This window comes from Weissella sp. ESL1177 (genome assembly GCF_058107185.1).
The window spans coordinates 1722959-1743767 of the sequence record NZ_CM176591.1 but is presented as its reverse complement, the minus strand read 5'-3'; the positions used below and the strand labels follow the sequence as shown (position 1 = coordinate 1743767).

Genomic DNA, 20809 nt, shown 5'->3' with positions numbered 1-20809 from the left:
AATTCTGAATTTATTGCTTTTAATGATACAGTATTTTCTTTAATGTTGACAAGTTGACAGTACCTATTGTTTTAGTGTAGTATAACGGTGCAACACTGAAAGGAGCCAATATGGAATTTAGTTCAAGTCAGCCGATATATTTACAAGTAGCAACTTGGTTAGAACAACAAATTCTTGCAGGACATTATGAAACTGGGGGTAAAATTCCTGGCGTACGTGATCTGGCAGTCCAATTGATTGTTAGTACACGAACCGTGCAAAATGCGATTAATCAATTAGTTAATATTGGATTGATTGTGACAAAACGTGGGCAAGGAAATTTTGTCACTGAAAATGCAGAAAAAATCTCTGCTGTGAAAATAGATAAAAAAATGCAGGTCACACAAAGTTATATTGAAGAAATTATGCATATTGCACAAGCTGATGAAATACCAACATTAGTTGCAAATGCTGTGGCACATTATGAGGAGTTAAGTAAGAGGAGGACCAATGTTACAGGTTAATAATTTGCATTACACAAAAAGTAGGCATGTCATACTTCGCGGTTTGAGTTTTAAAATACCTGCTAAACGAACGGTTGCACTCTTAGGAGAAAATGGCGTTGGTAAAACCACGTTGATGCGTCTGATTGCAGGTCTAATTGAACCTAATCCACATTCGGATATTATGATTGATGGTGCAACAGGGGCTAAAATTAAAGCTAAATTATCCTATATTTCAACATTAGATTGGGCGAATAATTATGATCGTGTGACTGATATAGTCGACTTTTTCAAAATGGGCTATCCAGATTTCAACGAACAACGAATGGATGAATTGATTAAGTTTATGCGGATCGATCGTACGTTAAGGCTGACAAAATTATCAACCGGAACGATGGAAAAATTACTCATTGCTTTGACAATTTCACGTGATACAGCTGTCTATCTATTAGATGAACCGTTTGGTGGTGTTGACGTGTTAGCCCGTAAAAAAATTATGCAGTCACTTTTGCACTGGGTACCAGAAGACGCCACGGTACTAGTTTCTACGCACTATATTCAAGAAATTGAAAGTTTGGTTGATGATGCGATTATTTTAAAAGACGGTCGCTTACTGGCTTATGATTCAGTTGAAAACATCCGTCAAACGGAAGGATTGTCGTTGGAACAGTACTATACACAACTATATATTGAAGATAACGGGGGGCGCGAATAATGTTAACAAATACGCAACTCTTTAAAATTTTTGCTAAAGATTCGATGAATCGCATTATGTTTATCATGGGTATTGGTGCCGTTATTGGTATCTTAATTTTTATTTGGCAATTATTTCCTTTTGTACCACATGATGCAATTACGGGTAATATTGTCTCATCAGCTTTCAAGGATCGGTTGGTTGTTTATGAAGGTTTATTAGCCGTTTGTATCATTGTTGTATTAGGCATTCGGATGTTTATTTCTGCTTCGAAAACATGGAGTAAATCAAAATATGTGTTGTTGCCTGCGCGTGTCGATCAATTACTATTTTGGAATCTAGTTGTTCGATTTATCATTCATGTGTTTGCAATTTTTATTACAGGTATTATCTTTTTGGGATTAGAGTGGTTTGTTAATTCTTCATACCACGAAGCAATTGTGAATGCTTTGACATCCATTACCGTGGGAGGCATTGGTTGGGTGTTTAATATACTGATTGTATTTTATCTCTTCTTCAATTTAGCAGTTGTGACAAATAACTGGTTAATGGGATTTGTTGGTGATAAATGGCAACAACGGGTGAAAGTGCTGGCACTCATTCTACTAATTTATGTGTCAGGATACGTATTTGAATGGATACCTGGCATTACAAGCTATGGGTTCGGATGGCCTGGAACAGTTATTATAGATATTCTGGTAGATATTGTTATGATGGGATTAATATGGTATTTACTACGATACCATAATGATGCAAAGTAAATTAAATAATATTTTTAATATATACAAAAGGGGCATCAATCCATCTTGTTTTTATCAGATAAATTGATGCCCTTTTTAGATGTGTTCAAAAAAATCGATACGTGACATGATACGTTTAATGACTCATTTTAATATGATTTAATTTATGGTCTAGATGACCAAAAATGTGATGATCAGCGTATCCAATAAACATGCCTTGGAAAAAGAATGAGAACAGTGTTCCAACATTAATGGCAACCAAATCACCAGAGAATGCCCAAACAATCATTGATATCATCATTGGGAATGAAAAATTAATGATTTGTGAAATAGCAGCATTACCCTTAAAAAACATGAACCGCGTTAGATTGGCTAAATCATCAATCGGATGCAGAATAAATTGTAGACGTTGGGTAATGGAAACACCAAATCCAATCGAAACAATCCCTAGAAAATCAATAACAGTTCGCCAAGTGATTGGTAAATCACCTAATCCCATGGCAGTTAAGCGGTTTGAAACAAGACCAATGATGCCACTAAATGCCACAACAAAGAGGATATTACCAATTAGATGTGGCCAATCAATGCGTCGTTGTAACAAGCAAACAGCGATTGCTGCCAAAACACCATAGAAGAAGAGAATGATGCTAATTGGTGTTTGAGTAGCGTTAGCAATATTAGCGGCTGATGCTGTCCATGGTGCAGACCCCATATTGGCAGCAACGGTCACGCCGTTACCAAATGTATTAAAAAGTAAACCTGCAATAAAATAAATAATAATTTCGTGTGACGATAAACGTCTTAAATGCCCATGTTCGTTATACATAAAAATACCTCAATCATAGTTAACCTCAATTTTCATTCTAACAAACTTTAGCAAGTGTGTTCGATTAGTTTTATAAAAAGATCATAAAGTACAGTGATAAATTATCTTATTGTTCGGGAAAATCGAATTAAAGTTCGTTTTTTACTTGTTCAAGACACCGTTTTACGAAAAAAATAAGATAATCTTTGATTTTTGATAATCAAATATAATACAATAGGGAAGTTGTTTAAAAATTGAATTATTTATTAAGGGGTCTGGTTTTCATGTTTGAACGTTATTTCAAGCTATCTGAATCAGGAACGTCTGTTAAAACCGAGTTACTAGCTGGATTAACAACATTCCTGTCGATGGCTTATATTTTATTCGTTAACCCTTCAGTACTGGGCGCAACTGGCATGGATAAAAATGCTGTTTTCGTTGCAACTGGTCTAATTGGTGCGATTGCAACCATCTTTATGGGTGTTGTTGCAAAGTATCCATTTGCTATTGCCCCAGGGCTTGGTATCAATGCTTTCTTTGCTTATAGTGTTGTTATCGGTATGGGTATTAAATGGCAAACTGCGCTAGCGGGTGTTTTTGTTGCTGGTGTTATTTTCTGGCTTTTGACGGTGTTTAAAATCCGAGAAATCATTATTAATGCTATTCCAGCTGATTTAAAAGCAGCAATTGCTGGTGGTATTGGCTTCTTTATTGCCATGATCGGCTTGGTCGATGGTGGATTGATTGCTGCTAATAAATCCACCATTATTGGTTGGGGTAATTGGAGTGATCCGAAAGTATTATTGACGATTGCCGGTGTACTCATTACTTTTGCTTTGTACGCACGTAAAGTTCCTGGTGCCATCTTTATTGGTATGGTTGTTACTTCTATTATTGGTTTAGTTACAGGTTTGATTCCGTTACCTTCATCAATTGTTTCAAGTGTGCCAAGTTTGTCACCAACTTTTGGACAAGCTATCTTTGGTTTGAAGGATGTCTTTACTTGGCAGATGGTACCGGTTATTTTAACTTTTCTATTAGTTGCTTTCTTTGATACAGCTGGTTCGTTAATTGGTATTGCGCGTTCTGGTGGTTTCTTAGTTAACAATGAGTTACCACGAGCTGGTAAAGCTTTGATGGCAGATGCCATTGGTATGTTGGGTGGTTCATTATTAGGAACTTCACCAACAACAGCCTTTGTTGAATCATCAACAGGTATTGCCTTAGGTGGTCGTACAGGTTTGACATCAGTGTTTACAGGATTTTTCTTATTGTTGTCATTGTTCTTCTCACCATTGCTAGTCGTTGTGACTTCTAATGTGACAGCACCAGCATTGATTATTGTTGGTATTTTGATGGCAAGCAACTTGGCTGAAATCAATTGGCATGATTTCCCAGTAGCTGCAGCATCGTTCTTAACTGTTCTGGGTATGCCACTATCATATTCAATTTCTGATGGTATCGCTCTTGGATTTATTGTTTATCCAATTTTGATGATTGTGACTGGACGCGGTAAGAAAGTTCATCCAATTATGTATGGTCTGGGATTATTGTTTATCTTATTTGTCTTTATTCTACAAACAAATGGTTAATGGTTCCATGTGAAACATTAAAAACAGTCGATTGAAATTTTTCAATCGACTGTTTTTTAGTTTAGTTCATGGTCGCTGGTGCCGCCATGTATAATAGTCAGCATGTCCTTTAGAGAAATTTCAACCATATTCCGAATCGCATTATCAGTGTAAAAACCAATGTGTGGGGTAATAATGGCATTAGGTAACTCTAAAATAGTTTTTAAATAATCATTGTGAAATGGTGTTTTAGAAAAGTCGTTACTAAAGATATCTGCTTCACCTTCAATGGTATCCAAACCAGCGGCAGTAATATCGTGATGACGCAATGCAGTAATTAAGGCAGGGGTATCAACGACACCACCACGTGAAGCATTAATAAATATCGCACTTGATTTCATCTTTTTAAAAACAGTTTCATCAAATAAATGATAGGTACTGTCTAAAAGTGGTGTGTGGGTCGTCACGATGTCTGCTTCTTGATAGACCGTATCGTGATCAACATAATCTAACACACTATTTAATTCAGGACGATGAATTGGATCTGCTGCAATGACGGAGGCACCTAGTGCTTTAAAAATACGAGCAACTTCACTACCGATTTTACCAGCACCAATAATACCAACAGTTAAATCATGAATTTCACGAGATTGCAGACCTTCCCATGTAAAGTCACCAGATTGTTCACGGCGTTGTGCAGTATTTAAATGACGTAATAACCACATGACTTGTGTTAAGACCATTTCAGAAACAGAACGTGGTGAATATGCTGGCACATTAGTGACTTTTAGCTGATTTTGGGTGGCAAAATTTAAATTAATCGTGTCGTAGCCAGTTATCCGTAATGTGATTTGTTTGATACCAAATTCATGTAATTTTTGGTAAACAATGGGATCATCAATGAGATTATCTTGTTGCGTTGAAATACCATCATACCCTTTTGATAAAGCCACAGTTTCAGGAGTTAAGGTGACGTCATTATAATCAATTTGGACGTCAGGATGGTGGGTTAACCACTGTTTCACAACCACTTTTTCATCATCCATGATATGATACATTAAAATTTTTGTCATTTATCATTTTCCTTTGTAAATAGCATTATGAAAAGGTCAACGTTGAGAAAGCTTGTACGGCGCGTTTTAAAGTAGCCATATCTTGTGTCACAGCAATTCGAATGTAGCCCTTACCAGCATCGCCAAATGCTTGACCTGGGATAACTAGTACACCTGCTTTTTCTAATAAGTAATTACTAAATGCAATATCATCCATGCCTGTTGCTGAAATATCAGCAAACAAGTAAATACTGCCGGAAACAGGTAGGATAGTTAACCAAGGCAACTTGTTTAGTTCAGTCGCTACGTAGTTTAAGCGTTCTCCAAATTGTTCCTTCAACGTTGGCGTAAATTCATCGATATGTTGTAAGCCATAAGCACCAGCAGCTTGTGAAACACTTGGTGCAGAAAAATCGACACCTTCATTTAACAAGCCAGCAGCAGCGACAACATCGGCTGGGCCAGCTAAATAACCAATTCTAAAACCAGTCATTGCAAATATTTTTGATAAAGAACCAGCAACTAAGGTATGTTCGGGTGCGAGTACTTCTAATGGCATAAATTCATGATTGCCATATACAAATGGCCAATAGACTTCATCGGCAATTAGATAGAAATCATTTGATTTTGCTAAGTCAGCGAGTGTTTGTAATGTTTCTTGATTATAAACAGCACCAGTTGGGTTATTTGGTGTGTTCACGATGATGGCTTTGGTCTTGTTGGTAATAGCAGCCATAATATCTGCCTTCGTTGGTTGAAAATAATTATCAGCTGAACAAGGCACAATGACCATCTTGCCATAATGTGCTTCAATCTGGACTTTGTAAGGAGAAAAATAAGGTTCAAATACAATCACTTCATCATCAGGGTCAATAATGGCACCCAATGCTAAATAAGTTGCATGACTAGCACCAACGGTGGCACGGACATTTTCCTGGTGATAGGTTATGTGAAATTTTTGTTGATAAAAATCAATGATGGCTTGTAAATATTCTGGGTCACCATCACTAGCTGTGTAGTGCGTTTTACCAGCGGTCAATGCTTCTTTTGCAGCTGTTAAAATAGGTTCTGGTGTGATCATGTCTGGATCACCAATTGATAAATTAATAACATTGGTCATTAACGAAGCATTTTTACCAATATCTGACATGATATTAGTTGGTTGATTCTGAAATAAATTAGCAAGACGACGTGTCATATAAATCACCTCTAGTTTTCTCATTATATTTTAATAGTATTATACATTTTCTAAGGTTATTTTGCAGAGTCATTTTTATAAAAAAAGACAATCAATCGTCACCGAAAGATTGTCTTGTGTCTGTTATGATTATTTTTTACGGATTAACAATAAATTTAGCGGAATGCCCATTATCAACCAGAATAACGTTATCAGTCACGATTTTTGCCATTGCATCACGGGCTTCAACAGTTGCATTACCAACATGTGGTGTGAGAATGACATTTTTCAGTAGTTTAAAGCCATCATCTACGTTAGGTTCGTGTTCATAAACATCTAACGCAGCACCAGCAATTTCACCATTCTTTAAAGCAGTTAATAAGGCAGCTTCATCAATGATTGGTCCACGCCCCACGTTAATAATGGCGGCAGTTGATTTCATGGCTTTAAAAGCAGTTGCATCAAACTGATGATAATTTTCATCGGTTTGTGGCGCATTAATTGAGATAAAGTCACTAGTGGCAATTAATTCATTAAGTGATCTGTAAGTAACTTTCATTGAGCGCTCTTCTGGATCAGACAGTGGTGTGCGCTTGTAGTATTGCACATGCATCCCCAATGCATTTGCCTTACGTGCAACGTCACTACCAATATTTCCTAAGCCGACGATTCCTAATGTTTTGCCTGCAATTTCATGACCTAAGAAATATAAAGGTGCCCAGCCAGGAAAGCCATCATGGCGCATTTTTTGGTCACCTTCGACAATGCGGTGGCTGAGTGCCAACATTAAACCAATGGTTACTTCGGCAACGGCATTCGTTGAAACAGCAGGCGTGTTTGTCACAACAATGCCCTTTTCTTTGGCATAATTTGTATCAATATTATTAAAGCCAGCCCCAAAATTTGCAATTAATTTGAGCTTTGGTGCAGCATCAATAATTTCTTGATCAACCTTTGTTGAGAGTGGTGTAATCAAAAAATCAATATCACGAACGTTTTCAAGCAATGTTTCATGTGAAATTAAGCCATCACCATCATAAACAGAAACAGTAAAACCATGTTTAGACAGTGTTTGTACAGCCAGTGATGGTAGCTCTGCAGATAGATATACCTTACTCATAATGTTTCCCCTCTTTTTGTTTTGATAACGCTTTCATTATCTCGCAATTTGTGTGAAATGACAAATCAGTCAAGTGTTATATGATTCGTTCAAAAAAGTCATCTATTATGACGTTGTGGTTAAGGTAATGGCTTTCTTAACTAACGGCAAATAGATGACTTTCTATGTAGATATTTTAATGACTCAGCTTATTGAGAGCATCTAGAACAGGTTGGAACTCGGCTAAGGTGTGGTAACGGTCACCAATTAAGACACCATCATAACCAATGGCCTTGGCAATTGGTGAACCTGCTTCATCCATGTGACCACCTAAAATTAGTTGATAGTTAATTTCAGGGTAATGTTGTGCCATAAAGTGACGAATCGCATGATGAATCTCGCGAATTTCATCGATTGAATAAAGTGCGCGACCCATTTCAGTTGAAGCCAATGACTCATAGGCAATAATGATTGGTTTATGAATTGGTTCATCCTTCAGTAAAATGCCCAATTCTTCAACGACCATTTCAATATTGCTATATTGACCAACTGAAATAATTGGTGTGATATTATTCTCGAGTGCATTTTCTAATCGATTCCGGACAATCAATAGCCCCTCATTTAATGACTTGCGACGTTCCAAATGCCCAATAAAACTCGTTGTAATACCAAGAGACTGTAAAACACTTGGCGAAATTTCGCCAACAGTTCGTTGTTTAATAGTCAAATTTTGGCTGATAATTTCAAAATTATCATACGTGTTCGGCACGGGCAAAGTCGGTGCAATCTTTAAATCGATGTCGACACTTGCTTGACTAAGATCAGTCAAAAATTGTTTTTGTTGCTCAAAGTCAACTAAATTTTTAAAATTTAAGACGGCTAGCATTGGATAATACCTCCATATATGACGATTACTTGTATACGTCATAGTATAACATGTAAACTTTAATAATTTATGATGGCTTAAACTGTCGTATTGTTGGTATTAGGATTAGTGTATGAATAGATAATAAAGCTTTGTTAAGAGACCCGTGTCGAACATCACGAACAGACCAATTGCAAGATAGAAAATACGGGTGATTAGATCACCATACTTGGTAAATAGCGTTTTTACAAAGCGAATGTGACAAATATAGTATGCGCATATACTTGTCAATAAGGCCCAAATAATAAAATAAATGCCAGTAAAGATTGTTTCAAATAGATTAAAGGTTGATAATACAGGAATATATAGTGCAAAGTTATCAGCACCACACGAAGCCAAGTACATCACATAAACAAACCAAGTGGCATTAGCACTATTTGTTGATTTTGTCTGGTCATCATCGTCAGTTTCACCACGAATAGCAAACCAAATAGGAAGCAAACCTAATAAACCAATTGACCAAGTGGGTAAAAAAGTTTGAATCATTTGACCAGCAACGGCACTGATCGTAAATAATGTCAAAACGCCCAAAGTGTAACCAAGCATCGTATAGCGTAAACGAAATTTTTGAAGCATAAAAATTAAAACAATAAAGAAATCAACATTCGCACCAATAAATACGGCGGTCATTAGAGTGATGTGCATAGATAAGTCTCCTTATTTTATATAACCATTTGATTATATAACCTTTTTGGTATATGTTATCATTATCATACGACATTTAAAAGAGGAAAATTAAATGAAATTTGATCAAGAGGAATTTGATACTGCTCATGAAATTTTAAAAGTGCTTAGTAGTGAAACACGTTTACAAATTTTATTACTATTGGAACGGACCCCTATGACAGTCAATGAGTTGGTGCAAGCATTAAACATGTCACAGCCTGGTGTTTCAAAACAACTACGGATATTACGCGACTATCGGTTGGTATCATTTAATAAAGATGGCCAACATAGTGTTTATTCACTAGATGATACGCATGTTTTAACGGTTGTTGATGCGACAATGGGGCACGCACGACATATTTTAGGTCGGTCAAGTTGAAAAAATAAAAAATTAGTCAAAAGATTTGATGGCGGTCTTGGGGGATGACATGCGAATACGCTATATACGTTTATTGATAAAAATATTGTCGGTTATGATGTTGGTATTATTGGGATGGCTAGTGATTCATTTGTATCGGATTGGTGTTTTTAATGATACAGATTCACTGATTAAGTTACTCAAAAAATATGGTATTTGGGCGCCCATACTGTTTGTATTCGTACAGATTGTCCAAGTTGTTATCCCAATCTTACCAGGAGGTGTTTCATTAGCTGCGGGAGTAGTCATGTTTGGTCCGTGGTTAGGTTTTGTTTATAATTATGTCGGTATTGTACTGGGATCAATAATATTATTCTGGTTAGGACGGCGATATGGTCGCCGAGTTATTGATATATTTGTGAGTGAAGATACACTGAACAAATATATGCATCGATTAGATTCAAAAGGGTGGCATTGGACATTTGCATTGCTAATTTTTTCACCAGTTGCACCTGATGATGCGTTGGTGTTACTGACAAGTTTAACCGAAATGACGTGGCGTGAATTTACACTAATTATTGTACTTGGTAAGCCGTTATCTATTTTTATTTATAGTATGGCGATGTTGTATGGTGCTGATTGGTTATTAAAATTAATAGGCAACTAAAAAAGGAAAGTTCCACGTGGAACTTTCCTTTTTGTCGTTATACTTTATTTTTTAGCCTTAGGCTTCTTTAACATTGATAGATACATGAAAATTATTGAGCCAACACCAATGCATAACAAGACAATAATATCAGTCATGTTTGAAGCAGGGGTGCCATGAATATATAGGCTGTTAGTAATCATATCCAATGGGAAGCGTAATGGCGTCCAGCTGTAAATACCATTTGCGAATAGTGGTGTTAACATTTCCTTTGGATATGTTAGGACACCCATTGATAGCAACATGATAATGACGAGAATCGGTGCACCAGCAAATCCCAACCAATCCACAATGAAAGTTTGGATTAGGTAGAAAATGAAGGCGCTAAAGCCGATTGTTAACAAGAAATTACCAGTATTAGGAACAGGAACATCGAAGCAAATGTGAGCAAAGAAATAAATCGTTAAGCTAATAATAGCTGCTAGCACAATACCCGTTATGATTTGACTGGTAACCAGGCTAGCATTGAAATGACCATTTTCAGAGCGCTTTTTGTGTTCACGCCAGAGTAGAATAGTGCCAATTAGTGAACCTAACCATGAAATAACAACCATCAATAATGACGCCATACCGCTAACACTCTTATCAGGAATTTTGTTCATAACTTTAGTCGTTGAAGTGATTGGTTGATTAATCGTCTGCCATTGTGCAGGTGATAATGTGATTTTATTTTCTGTTAAGACATTTTGCATTTTTTGTGAAACACCTGTACTTAGACCGTTAATGATTTTAGGTAGTGCAGTTGTAACAACAGAAGATGCGGTTGCATTCATACCTTGGTTAGTAATGATTTTAACTTTAGCTTGCGATGGTAACGCCTTAGTGAGTCCAGCCGCAGCTTCAGTTTGAGCCTTTAACTGAGGATTACCAGCGATAGTTTCCTTAGGTAAGTCCTTTGTCTTAGCTTGGATGACCAATCCTTTAAGGTAGTTTTGTTGACCTGCTAAACTCTTATCAAAGTTTTTATCAATGACCAAAGCACCGTAGTACTTCTTATTATCCAAACCATTTTGTAGTTTGTTTTCATTTTTGACGTTGATCAACTTAAATTGGGCGTCATCATCATCAAACTTGTCTTCAAGCTTATCAATAATTGCTTTACTTTGCTTGTCGCCAGAATTGTTGACAACAGCAATTGGTAATTGCTTCAGCTCTACGGAATTACGAGCGCCGATTTGTGCAAATGAAAAAATTGCTAATACTGCGAAAATGGCAACTGCATATAGCCAAAACATTTTACTAGAAATGACTTTCCACATAAATATATTCTCCCTTATCCTATTATTTATCCAACAACATGTTGTATTATAATATGTGAGTAAATGAAAGAGTACAACAGATATGAATAATGTGTTGTATAGGGGGACAGATTTTGAAACAACTTGATCGAACAGCACACACAAAACAGAAAATTGTGCGGGCATTTATTGAGATTTTGCAAGAAATACCCGCAACAGAAGTTAGAGTTTCTGATATTACAAAAAAAGCCCAAATTGATCGGGGCTCATTTTATCGTTACTTTGAAAATAAAGAGGCTTTAATTGAGGACTGCGAAGAAAGCATTTTGAATAAATTCTATATTGAACACGAACAGCTGTTAAAACAAGTTAATTCATTAAATGAAATTCAACTGGTGCCGACGATTATTACGCCGTTGTTAGATACAATTTCTAATAATTTAGAGATGATTGATACCTTATTAAATCGTTTAGGGGATAATCATTTTTACGTGAAGTTTAAGGATTTTTTGTTGGATGAAGGGATGGCAACAGTTACTAAACTTGGTAATCATACTGGACGGCATTCTGATAAACAGCAAGAATTATTAGCAAATTATACAAGCTCAGCAATTTTGGGATTAATTAGTTTGTGGAGTAGTGATAGTCGCTTTACAAAACAGGATATCGAAACATTTATTGGGACGTTTGTGACGCAAGGGATAGGTAAATTAATCTAAAAAACGAGGTTGGGACAAAAGAAAATGTTCCAACCTCGTTTTGCTAAAATATTTGAATTATAAGCCTGTAATTTTTATAGCATAAACGCGTTCCAAAAGTCTGAAGCCTCAATGTAACGCAATTTACGTCATTCCTGTCCTTCGCTTTGCTACGGCCAAAAATAGCGCAAATTACGTTACACCCCGGCTTCAAAACGACTTTTGTCTCGCTCTCTTTTTATAATCTATTCTTTAACTGTATCGTTTAACTTTTTTGCTTGATATAAATCAGGGAAGACCTTGGCACTTTTGACACCCCAGTAATAGAAAATTAGTGAGACGACAATAATGACGACAAAATCCCATGGATAATGAATCCAACCAATTCCGTTGAATTCATGACTACCAGCAAATGAAATGATTGAAATAAAGACAAGATAAACAATTAACCATAGCGCTGATTTGAAAGCTTTGAAGGTATCATTGTGTTTGGCCTTATATTCATAATAGAAATATATCGGTAATCCAAGCATGATAACAATAATAACTTCAACAGTCGTTGGCCACATTGACCAGTAAATTGCTAGTGAAGCTAATACGAACGCTATCGGAGCAATAATTGATAAGAAGCGCAATTTAACGGGACGTTTGAAATCAGCCCCTAAACGTCTAAAGGCAACGGCAGTAACTGGTCCTGTTAAGTAAGCAATCAATGTTGATGCACAGATAACGGTTGCCAGTGTTGACCATGAACGAAATACCGAAACCATGATCATACTAATAACAAAATTAGTGATCATTGCAGCGTGTGGCATCTGGAATTTACCAGTAAGTTTACCTAAGTACTTTGGCATGTGCTTGTTACTTTCCATAGCGTATAGTACTCGACCAGTTGAAGCAGCAAATGATACACCAGTACCCACAGGTGAGATGAACGCGTCAAGGTAAAGTAGGACAGATAGCCAGTGAATGCCTAGTAGAATTGCTAAGTCAGCAAACGGTGAACTGAAGTTAATGCCGTTCCAACCATGCTTTGCTAGTATACTAGGATCAATGGCTGTGATAAAGGCACTTTGAATTAACACATAAATAACACCACTAATTAGTAATGATAAGAAGATACCACGATTAATATTCTTTTTCGTGTTTTTGATTTCGCTTCCCATGTTAATAACTGTTTGGAAGGCATTAAACGAAAAAATAATACCAGCTGTTGCCGTTGCTGAAAAGATAGGCGCAGAACCATAAGGCATGAATTCATGCATTGAGTGACCATAATTACCAGGGTGAAAACTTGAAAGTATCAACATGATAACCGTAATGGCCGGAATACCTATTTTGAAAATAGAAATAAAATTAGTGAACTTTGTTAGTAAGGTGACTGACCAAAAATTAATAAGGGTAAATACTAACATAAAACCAAAGACTAGCAATAGTCCAGGTGTAGTAATTTCACCATTACTGAAAAATTGGTTAGTCCAATTAGCCCATGACCACGGCCATGAACTCATATATTGAACGGCGGCGACTGCTTCAATCGGAATCAAAGCAATCAAAGATACCCAGTTAGACCAAGAAGAAATAAAACCAAGTAAAGGTCCATGTGAGTACTGGGCATAACGGCTCATACCCCCAGCTTCAGGGAACATTGTGCCTAGTTCAATATAGTTGTACGCAATTGATGCGATAACGACACCACCAATCACCCAAGAAATAATTGCTGCTGGACCAGCGACGCGGGTTGCCTCCCATGATCCAAATAACCAACCTGAACCAATTAATGATCCGAGCGTCAGCATGACAAGTTGAAATAAGCCAATCTTTTTTGTTTTATTTGACTTCATAATACCTCCTTCAGGTAATAGCCAATATTGTAACAAATTTATGAAATAATACCAAATTAGGGATTATCGAGGCAATTTTAATAGATTTATTAAATAAGAAAGCATTTAATTTGATTGAAAACAAACAGAAAACGATTTCAAGTAGTTTGTATAGCAGTTGTAAAGAATTTTTGATGATTATAAATAGGCTGTCAATTTATTGTAAAGATTGTTACAACAAAAATACTAATAAAAGTTTTAATAAAAGTTGTTATTGTTCGTTATAATGCGAATGAATACCTGATAGTGGGGTAAATAAGGCGGTTTTTAACTAAAAATAATAATTACCCCCTTTTTTAAAGATTCCTATGTTACAAGTAATTTGTTGCGTCTGCCATGATATTTTTCGATAATATACTTGCAACGTTATTATTTTGAGGATCATTTAAGGAGATAAGGCATGATTTTTAAAAAGCATCATGACAATGTCGAAATGACAACTGCAAAGCTCGCCGTGTTGTTGGTACCTGTGATGACATTATCAGTGGGGATAACATCTTTAATGGCAGCAAAATCATATGAAATTATTCGATTAGCGAATGCCAAAAGTCAGGCAATCGAGAAAGAGAAATAAGTGCATGGTGAATCGTATTTTTACGTACTTAAAAAGTGACATCATGTTTACTGTCAGTATGGTGCTGGCAGTTGTCACTTCTTTTTTTGTGGTGCCTGATTTAGGAGCAGTTAATTGGCATACCATCTTTAGTTTGATGACTATGATGATCTGGGTTAGTTTATTAGAAAATGCAGGTGTCTTACATGCGGTATCTGTCTGGTTAGTTAGTCGTAGTCATCATGCTCGAGCGTTAATGACAAGTGTGACATTTCTATCGTTTTTTGGGGCAATGTTACTTTCAAACGATATTGCAATTTTGACATTAATGCCAATTTACTTACGATTAGCATCAAGTTTATCAACACAACTAAAAATTATCGGCTCAACGCTGATTATCATGGCTGCTAATTCAGGGGCAATTTTATTTCCATTTGGTAAATCACAAAATTTGTTCTTATTCGGGCATTATGGGATTGGCGTTGGTGAGTTCTTTGGTTGGTCAATCTCATTGACCATTGCATCTATGATTTTAATGTTTATTATTACGCGATTTATCAAAGCAACACCGCTGTCTATCGATTTAAAACCCGTTGAAAGCATTGACCGGCGTCAATTATTCTTTTTGGTTGTGACAGGTTTGATTTTAATTGCGACCATTTTTGGTTGGTTACCCTTTAATACGGTTGTACCAATTATGTTGATTATATTCCTTATTTATAATCATAAAATATATAAAATGGTGGATTATGGATTATTAACCACATTCTTGTTCTTTTTTATTGCAACTAACAATTTAGCCAACATACATATCGTACAAGATTTAGTTAGTTCCCTATTTGATACGCCGGCACATGTCTTATTTGGTAGTTTTGCATTAAGCCAAATCATTTCAAATGTGCCATCAACAATTTTAATTTCGACATTTACGAATCATGCACATGAGTTGTTTCTAGGAACGAATATTGGTGGATTAGGAACCATTATTGCTTCTATGGCTAATTTAATTGGCTTTCGTGTTTATCGCCAAATTGAACCAGATTCATCTTCAACGTTCTTAAAGTTATTCATGGTGCTGAATTTTGTTATGGCTGCAGTACTATTAGTATTATTTGGTCTATAATTGAAAGATAGCTAGATCCGATGAAAATCATCGGGTCTTTTTTGATAAAAAACTATTCAGTTGTTTTTAAAACATTTATAATAACTAATGAGAGTTTAACTTTTATCGTGAGTCGGAGAGAGACTATGCCTAAAAAATTAGACGAACCAGATGTTGCAGCTTTAGCGAAAAAGCCTATCTTTGATAAGATAGCCGATGGTGATTGGTATCAATATGGTCAGGAACCTCAGTTGCAGGCGATTGTTAAAGCAAGTACGCAGGCCATTCAAAAAATTAATCAGATTGCGATTACTGATTTTGATAAAGCATTAAAAGCGTTACATCAATTAGTGCCAAATATGGCTGACGATGTGGAAGTTTATTTTCCAGTTGTTAATATTGAATATCCTGATAACTTATTTATTGACCAAGGCACATTTATTAATTTGAATTTCACTATCTTAAGTGCTGGTAAAATAACGATTGGTAAAAATTGCTTCTTGGGACCTAATACGCAGTTATACACGCCAAATCATCACCCTAATAATAAGCAATTACGGCGCGAAAATTGGCAATATGATTTGCCAATCACGATAGGTGATGATTGTTGGTTTGGGGGTTCAGTTATCGTACTACCTGGTGTCACGATTGGTGATAACGTTGTTGTTGGTGCTGGTAGCGTGGTAACTCACGATATGCCTAGTAATACGGTGGTTGCAGGCAACCCTGCACGAATTATCCGTCACGTATAAACTAAAAACTGAGAGGTAACATCTAAACAACTTGTTCAGCTTGTCGCTTCTCAGTTTTTTTGTTTAAACAAAGTCTTGACCGATAAAACCAGTTTTATCATCATCAGTGATTTGACGTAATATATGACAAGGATTGCCAACTGCGACAACATGACTTGGTATGTCATGGGTCACCACGCTGCCAGCACCAATGATGACATCGTCACCAATGGTCACACCTGGCAGAACAGTGACATTTGCAGCTAGCCAGCATCGATTACCAATTGTAATTGGCTTAGCGATACAACCACCCAATTCACGTTCACGTGCATCAAAGGAATGATTACTTGTGTATAGGCCAACTTTAGGACCAAAAAGTACACGATCACCAATCGTTACTTTCGCACCATCTAAGATGACAGCGTCATAATTCGCATAAAAATAATCACCAACATGAATGTTACGACCAAACTCACATCGAAAATTTGGGTTAAGATCAGGTGCAATACCAGTACTACCAAATAAATGCTGGATGAGCTGTTCTTTTTTTTCTGGATCAGTTTCAGCGTTGATTTCAGTCGTTAACTTGGTTGAACGATGTCGTTCGGCTACTAAAAGTGGATCTAAGTCATTATATGTTTTGCCAGTGGCCATATACGCAAATTTTTCTTCTAAATTCATGTTATCCCCCTCAATAAAACGTTAACACTAGGTTAGCACAAAGTGTTTTTTTTAAAAATCATCACAATTTTTCGTTGACAAATCTCATTAAATTAGACTATGATTAGAACTATATTAAGAGCCAGGAGTTATTATTCATGAAATTACACAATATGACAAAATTGAATAACTGGAACTATTACTTTCGTTTCTTTAGGTAGTGTTTGTGTCTAACTAATATTAGGTACAAACACGAGATCATGTTTGTACCTGTGGGAATGAGAGCGATTTGGCTCGATTTAAAAAGCCCAACAGGTTAGAAAATAATCTGTTGGGGGAGAATGACATGTCTGTAATGACCCTTGAGATTGTTTTCAATCAAGAGGGCTTTTTTTCGTAGAAATCATACTTGTATTAATGATTAAAGGAGAAAAATGATGGACATGACAACGCATCTTAATAGACGACTAGCAGATGTCAAAGCTTCGAGCATTTTAGCATTTGCAAATTTTGCACAACAAATACCGAATATTGTTAATTTTACGATTGGTGAACCAGATTTTGATGTACCAGAGCATATTCAACAAGCTGCTATTCATAGTATTCAAGAAAATCATTCGCATTATGCTCCTGCTAATGGGACACAGGCATTACGAGAACAAGCTAGCAATTTCTTAGCCACTAAATATCAACAAACGTATGCACCAGATGAAATCATTGTGACAGAAGGGGCAACTGAAGCAATTTATACAGCCATTAATTCAGTACTCAACCCAGGTGATAAAGTCATTATTCCGACACCAACATTCCCATTGTATATTGCAGATGTCACAGTGGCAGGTGGTCAACCAATTTTAGTCGATACGTCATCAACTGGATTTAAATTAACACCAACGGTACTCATTGAGACGTTAAATCGGGTTGGCGATGATGTGAAAATGGTTGTCCTTAATTATCCAAGTAATCCAACTGGGGTTGTGTATTCACAAGCTGAGTTAGATGCCTTAGGAGATGTTCTGCGGGGTAAGCCGATTTTTGTATTATGTGACGAGATATATAGTGAATTAAACTATGATCAACCGCATACGTCATTAGTGAAATCATTACGAGAACAGACCATCTTAATTACGGGTGTTTCAAAATCACATGCAATGACTGGTTGGCGAATTGGCTTCCTATGTGCACCCAAAGCAATTAGTGATGAGTTAAGCAAGATCCATCAGTTTACGATCACAAGTGCCGCAACAGTGGCGCAAGATGCTGCAACAGAAGCTCTTGGACATGGGCAGGATGATGCATTGCCTATGAGAGATGAATATCGGCAACGGCGAGACTTTATTTTAGAAACGTTGGATGAATTAGGCTTTGAAACCGTGAAGCCAGAGGGAGCATTTTATATTTATACCAAGATGCCATCTGATTTAGAAAAGGATGATGAAGTATTTGCATATGATTTAGCGAAACAAGGGGGTGTTGCAGCGGTACCAGGATCTTACTTTGGACCTGGTGGTGAACATTATCTCAGAATGAGTTATGCCACCAGTATGACCGAAATTAAACGTGGTATGACCCAGTTACAGGAATATGTTGCCAAGCAACGGGCAACACAGAGTAGTATAGATTAAAGGAGCAAATAGAAATGAAAATTTTGTTATTGAGTGTTCGACCAGATGAAGAAACAGCGATTAAATCATGGGGTGAACAGCATCCAAATATTGATTTAACAATAGCTGAATGGGAATTACATTCAGATACAGTTGATAAGGTTGCTGGTTATGATGGGGTAGTAATTCAGCAACGTAGTCAAATTGAGTCAGACGTTTATCCACGTTTGCATGAACTTGGCATCAAACAAATAACAACAAGAACAGCTGGCTATGATGTGATCGATGTTCAAGCAGCTAAGACCAATGGACTTGTGGTTAGTAATGTACCTGCTTATTCACCACGGTCAGTTGCTGAGTTGTCTTTGACACATACACTACGTTTGATTAGGAAACAAGAATTAGTTGATCAACGTGTCCGAGAACAAGATTTTCGTTGGGCTGGTTTGCAAGGTAGTGAAATTCATTCATTAACGATTGGTATTATTGGTGCTGGACGAATTGGTGGGACTGCTGCTCGGTTATTTCATGCATTGAATGCAAATGTGATTGCTTATGACATTAAACCAAATCATGAGCTAGATGATGTGTTAACGTTTAAATCATTTGAAGAAGTCTTACAACAAGCAGATGTTATTTGTTTACATGTTGATTTAAATGAAACATCACAGGGATTAATAAATGCAGCAGCATTAGCACAAATGAAACCGACAGCATACTTAATCAATGAATGTCGCGGTCCAGTAGTGGATACAACAGCATTGATCGCTGCTTTGCGCGAGAAACGATTAGCAGGAGCAGCATTAGATACGATGGTTGGTGAAGAGACTTTCTTCAATTTTGATTTACGTGGACAGCAGTTACCAAATCAAGATTTAATCACGTTACGAGAATTTGATAATGTTATTATTACGCCTCATGTTGGGTTCTATACTAATATTGCTGTGCAAAACATGGTAGATATTAGTTTGGATGATACGTTAGCTATTATTAATGGCAAGACAATTGCACATCAAGTTGGATAAAATTTAAGAGAGTGTGAAAAAAGATGCTTTGAAGCCGATTGTAACAACAATTAGATGATTTTGGTTTGCAGTATAACGAAGAACCGGAAGCGCCTAATTGTTGTTATAGTGAGACTCCGGTTTTTTGGAACACGTTTAAAGGCGCTAATCTACCAATCAAAATTGATAGATTAGCGCCTTTTTCAGCTGATTATAACGACTTATGTCTCAGTCCCTTTTCATTTATATGTTTGATGAACAGCTAATGTTTCACATGAAACATTAGTTACTTCGTGCAGGTAAGTCTAATGAATCAACTGCCAGAACGTGACCTTTAATGGCGCGTCGGAAATCATTTAAGAAATAGCCAGCTTTGAGATCTAATTTAGTATCTAGTGCAAACACTTTAATAGTGTAATCATGAGTTTTATCAGGTGGCATTGGTCCAGTATAACTTTGCGTTAGTGTTGGATTATCTAAACGATATTGTGCATATTTTGAATTAGTACCTGGTACGTATGAAATGTCTTTATGAGCAATGTCTTCAGGAATATCACTTACTGGTAAATTAGCAGCTAACCAATGAATCCAAACAAATCCAGCAACGGGTACAGAATCGTAGTCAATAAATACAACTGAAAGTGATGCTGTGCCCGTGGGAATATCATGTACCCGGATTGGAAAATTAACGACAGGTGTATCATCCAAGCGATATTCTGCTGGCGCAAATTTTGCATATTTATCCGGTATGAAATGGTTGTTATCTAATGTCACATCGATTTTCATGAAAAAGCCTCCAAAATTATGATTAGATTTAATCTAACATGTCTATTCAAATAGCGCAATTGTTAACAATCTACAATAATTTCTATACCCATTCAATGGACTAAAATGATGACTTGCTGAGAGTGAATGAAACAGCGGCGTAATTGATTATTCAAAACATTAAGAATTGTGGCATGACTATGCGACAATAAAAGTGTTATTTAAAGAATCAGTGTTAATAGACATTTTCAGACGACGTGCAAAGAAAATACCTAATGAGAAATCAATGTTTGCGC

General features: G+C 36.5%; 22 protein-coding genes. 12 read left to right on the top strand and 10 right to left on the bottom strand.

Annotated elements, in window-relative coordinates; genetic code table 11:
• Positions 1 to 110 precede the first annotated feature (110 nt).
• Genes AC3B5D_RS08525 through AC3B5D_RS08515 form a run of 3 tightly spaced genes read left to right on the top strand, consistent with a single transcriptional unit; the run spans position 111 to position 1937 of the window.
• A complete protein-coding gene (locus AC3B5D_RS08525) occupies positions 111 to 503 on the top strand; it encodes a GntR family transcriptional regulator (protein ID WP_489840447.1) in 393 nt (130 codons plus the stop codon).
• Positions 490 to 1197, top strand: coding sequence for an ATP-binding cassette domain-containing protein (locus AC3B5D_RS08520; RefSeq protein WP_489840448.1), 708 nt, complete (start codon positions 490 to 492; stop codon positions 1195 to 1197). Before AC3B5D_RS08525 ends, AC3B5D_RS08520 begins: the two co-directional genes overlap by 14 nt.
• Positions 1197 to 1937 carry a hypothetical protein gene (locus AC3B5D_RS08515; protein ID WP_489840449.1) on the top strand — a complete coding sequence of 247 codons (741 nt, stop codon included), beginning with the start codon at positions 1197 to 1199 and terminating at the stop codon, positions 1935 to 1937. Before AC3B5D_RS08520 ends, AC3B5D_RS08515 begins: the two co-directional genes overlap by 1 nt.
• A gap of 115 nt (positions 1938 to 2052) precedes the next feature.
• Here the strand turns inward: AC3B5D_RS08515 and AC3B5D_RS08510 are convergent, their stop codons facing one another.
• The gene (locus tag AC3B5D_RS08510; protein WP_489840450.1) at positions 2053 to 2742 is read right to left on the bottom strand and encodes a DUF6198 family protein; all 690 of its coding nucleotides are present in this window, start codon (positions 2740 to 2742) and stop codon (positions 2053 to 2055) included.
• Between the two features lie 263 nt (positions 2743 to 3005).
• Between AC3B5D_RS08510 and AC3B5D_RS08505 the strand changes: the two genes are divergently transcribed.
• Positions 3006 to 4313: an NCS2 family permease gene (locus tag AC3B5D_RS08505; RefSeq protein ID WP_489840451.1), complete on the top strand. Its 1308-nt coding sequence runs from the start codon at positions 3006 to 3008 to the stop codon at positions 4311 to 4313.
• 56 nt (positions 4314 to 4369) lie between these two features.
• On the opposite strand, the gene AC3B5D_RS08500 is transcribed toward AC3B5D_RS08505, so the two are convergent.
• From AC3B5D_RS08500 to AC3B5D_RS08480, 5 genes are all read right to left on the bottom strand, one after another.
• The gene (locus AC3B5D_RS08500) at positions 4370 to 5365 is read right to left on the bottom strand and encodes a D-2-hydroxyacid dehydrogenase (protein ID WP_489840452.1); all 996 of its coding nucleotides are present in this window, start codon (positions 5363 to 5365) and stop codon (positions 4370 to 4372) included.
• 25 nt (positions 5366 to 5390) lie between these two features.
• Positions 5391 to 6542 carry an aminotransferase class I/II-fold pyridoxal phosphate-dependent enzyme gene (locus AC3B5D_RS08495; RefSeq protein WP_489840453.1) on the bottom strand — a complete coding sequence of 384 codons (1152 nt, stop codon included), beginning with the start codon at positions 6540 to 6542 and terminating at the stop codon, positions 5391 to 5393.
• Between the two features lie 136 nt (positions 6543 to 6678).
• Positions 6679 to 7641, bottom strand: coding sequence for a 2-hydroxyacid dehydrogenase family protein (locus tag AC3B5D_RS08490; RefSeq protein ID WP_489840454.1), 963 nt, complete (start codon positions 7639 to 7641; stop codon positions 6679 to 6681).
• 175 nt (positions 7642 to 7816) lie between these two features.
• Positions 7817 to 8506 carry a triose-phosphate isomerase gene (locus tag AC3B5D_RS08485; RefSeq protein ID WP_489840455.1) on the bottom strand — a complete coding sequence of 230 codons (690 nt, stop codon included), beginning with the start codon at positions 8504 to 8506 and terminating at the stop codon, positions 7817 to 7819.
• A 105-nt stretch (positions 8507 to 8611) separates the two neighbouring features.
• Positions 8612 to 9190 carry a cadmium resistance transporter gene (locus tag AC3B5D_RS08480; protein WP_489840456.1) on the bottom strand — a complete coding sequence of 193 codons (579 nt, stop codon included), beginning with the start codon at positions 9188 to 9190 and terminating at the stop codon, positions 8612 to 8614.
• 94 nt (positions 9191 to 9284) lie between these two features.
• Between AC3B5D_RS08480 and AC3B5D_RS08475 the strand changes: the two genes are divergently transcribed.
• Both AC3B5D_RS08475 and AC3B5D_RS08470 read left to right on the top strand, forming a co-directional pair.
• Positions 9285 to 9590, top strand: a complete 306-nt coding sequence (locus AC3B5D_RS08475; RefSeq protein ID WP_489840457.1) for an ArsR/SmtB family transcription factor — start codon at positions 9285 to 9287, stop codon at positions 9588 to 9590.
• A 49-nt stretch (positions 9591 to 9639) separates the two neighbouring features.
• Positions 9640 to 10236: a TVP38/TMEM64 family protein gene (locus AC3B5D_RS08470; protein WP_489840458.1), complete on the top strand. Its 597-nt coding sequence runs from the start codon at positions 9640 to 9642 to the stop codon at positions 10234 to 10236.
• A gap of 44 nt (positions 10237 to 10280) precedes the next feature.
• On the opposite strand, the gene AC3B5D_RS08465 is transcribed toward AC3B5D_RS08470, so the two are convergent.
• On the bottom strand, positions 10281 to 11534 hold the full coding sequence (locus AC3B5D_RS08465) for a YhgE/Pip domain-containing protein (RefSeq protein WP_489840459.1): 1254 nt from the start codon (positions 11532 to 11534) through the stop codon (positions 10281 to 10283).
• A 113-nt stretch (positions 11535 to 11647) separates the two neighbouring features.
• Between AC3B5D_RS08465 and AC3B5D_RS08460 the strand changes: the two genes are divergently transcribed.
• Entirely contained in the window at positions 11648 to 12232 is a 585-nt protein-coding gene (locus AC3B5D_RS08460) for a TetR/AcrR family transcriptional regulator (protein ID WP_489840460.1), read from the top strand.
• Between the two features lie 224 nt (positions 12233 to 12456).
• Here the strand turns inward: AC3B5D_RS08460 and AC3B5D_RS08455 are convergent, their stop codons facing one another.
• The gene (locus AC3B5D_RS08455) at positions 12457 to 14055 is read right to left on the bottom strand and encodes an APC family permease (protein WP_489840461.1); all 1599 of its coding nucleotides are present in this window, start codon (positions 14053 to 14055) and stop codon (positions 12457 to 12459) included.
• 439 nt (positions 14056 to 14494) lie between these two features.
• Between AC3B5D_RS08455 and AC3B5D_RS08450 the strand changes: the two genes are divergently transcribed.
• The 3 genes from AC3B5D_RS08450 to AC3B5D_RS08440 all read left to right on the top strand — a co-directional run bounded on the left by AC3B5D_RS08450 (position 14495) and on the right by AC3B5D_RS08440 (position 16501).
• Positions 14495 to 14668, top strand: a complete 174-nt coding sequence (locus tag AC3B5D_RS08450; protein WP_489840462.1) for a hypothetical protein — start codon at positions 14495 to 14497, stop codon at positions 14666 to 14668.
• A 4-nt stretch (positions 14669 to 14672) separates the two neighbouring features.
• On the top strand, positions 14673 to 15770 hold the full coding sequence (locus AC3B5D_RS08445; protein ID WP_489840463.1) for an SLC13 family permease: 1098 nt from the start codon (positions 14673 to 14675) through the stop codon (positions 15768 to 15770).
• A 125-nt stretch (positions 15771 to 15895) separates the two neighbouring features.
• Positions 15896 to 16501 (top strand): sugar O-acetyltransferase, encoded by a 606-nt coding sequence (locus AC3B5D_RS08440; RefSeq protein WP_489840464.1) that lies wholly within the window; start codon positions 15896 to 15898, stop codon positions 16499 to 16501.
• 63 nt (positions 16502 to 16564) lie between these two features.
• Here the strand turns inward: AC3B5D_RS08440 and AC3B5D_RS08435 are convergent, their stop codons facing one another.
• Complete coding sequence (locus AC3B5D_RS08435; protein ID WP_489840465.1) at positions 16565 to 17161, bottom strand: sugar O-acetyltransferase; 597 nt, start codon at positions 17159 to 17161, stop codon at positions 16565 to 16567.
• 413 nt (positions 17162 to 17574) lie between these two features.
• Between AC3B5D_RS08435 and AC3B5D_RS08430 the strand changes: the two genes are divergently transcribed.
• Both AC3B5D_RS08430 and AC3B5D_RS08425 read left to right on the top strand, forming a co-directional pair.
• Positions 17575 to 18765 carry an aminotransferase class I/II-fold pyridoxal phosphate-dependent enzyme gene (locus AC3B5D_RS08430; RefSeq protein WP_489840466.1) on the top strand — a complete coding sequence of 397 codons (1191 nt, stop codon included), beginning with the start codon at positions 17575 to 17577 and terminating at the stop codon, positions 18763 to 18765.
• A 14-nt stretch (positions 18766 to 18779) separates the two neighbouring features.
• Positions 18780 to 19769 carry a D-2-hydroxyacid dehydrogenase gene (locus tag AC3B5D_RS08425; protein WP_489840467.1) on the top strand — a complete coding sequence of 330 codons (990 nt, stop codon included), beginning with the start codon at positions 18780 to 18782 and terminating at the stop codon, positions 19767 to 19769.
• A 261-nt stretch (positions 19770 to 20030) separates the two neighbouring features.
• Here the strand turns inward: AC3B5D_RS08425 and AC3B5D_RS08420 are convergent, their stop codons facing one another.
• Entirely contained in the window at positions 20031 to 20534 is a 504-nt protein-coding gene (locus AC3B5D_RS08420; RefSeq protein WP_489840468.1) for a YbhB/YbcL family Raf kinase inhibitor-like protein, read from the bottom strand.
• Positions 20535 to 20809 lie beyond the last annotated feature (275 nt).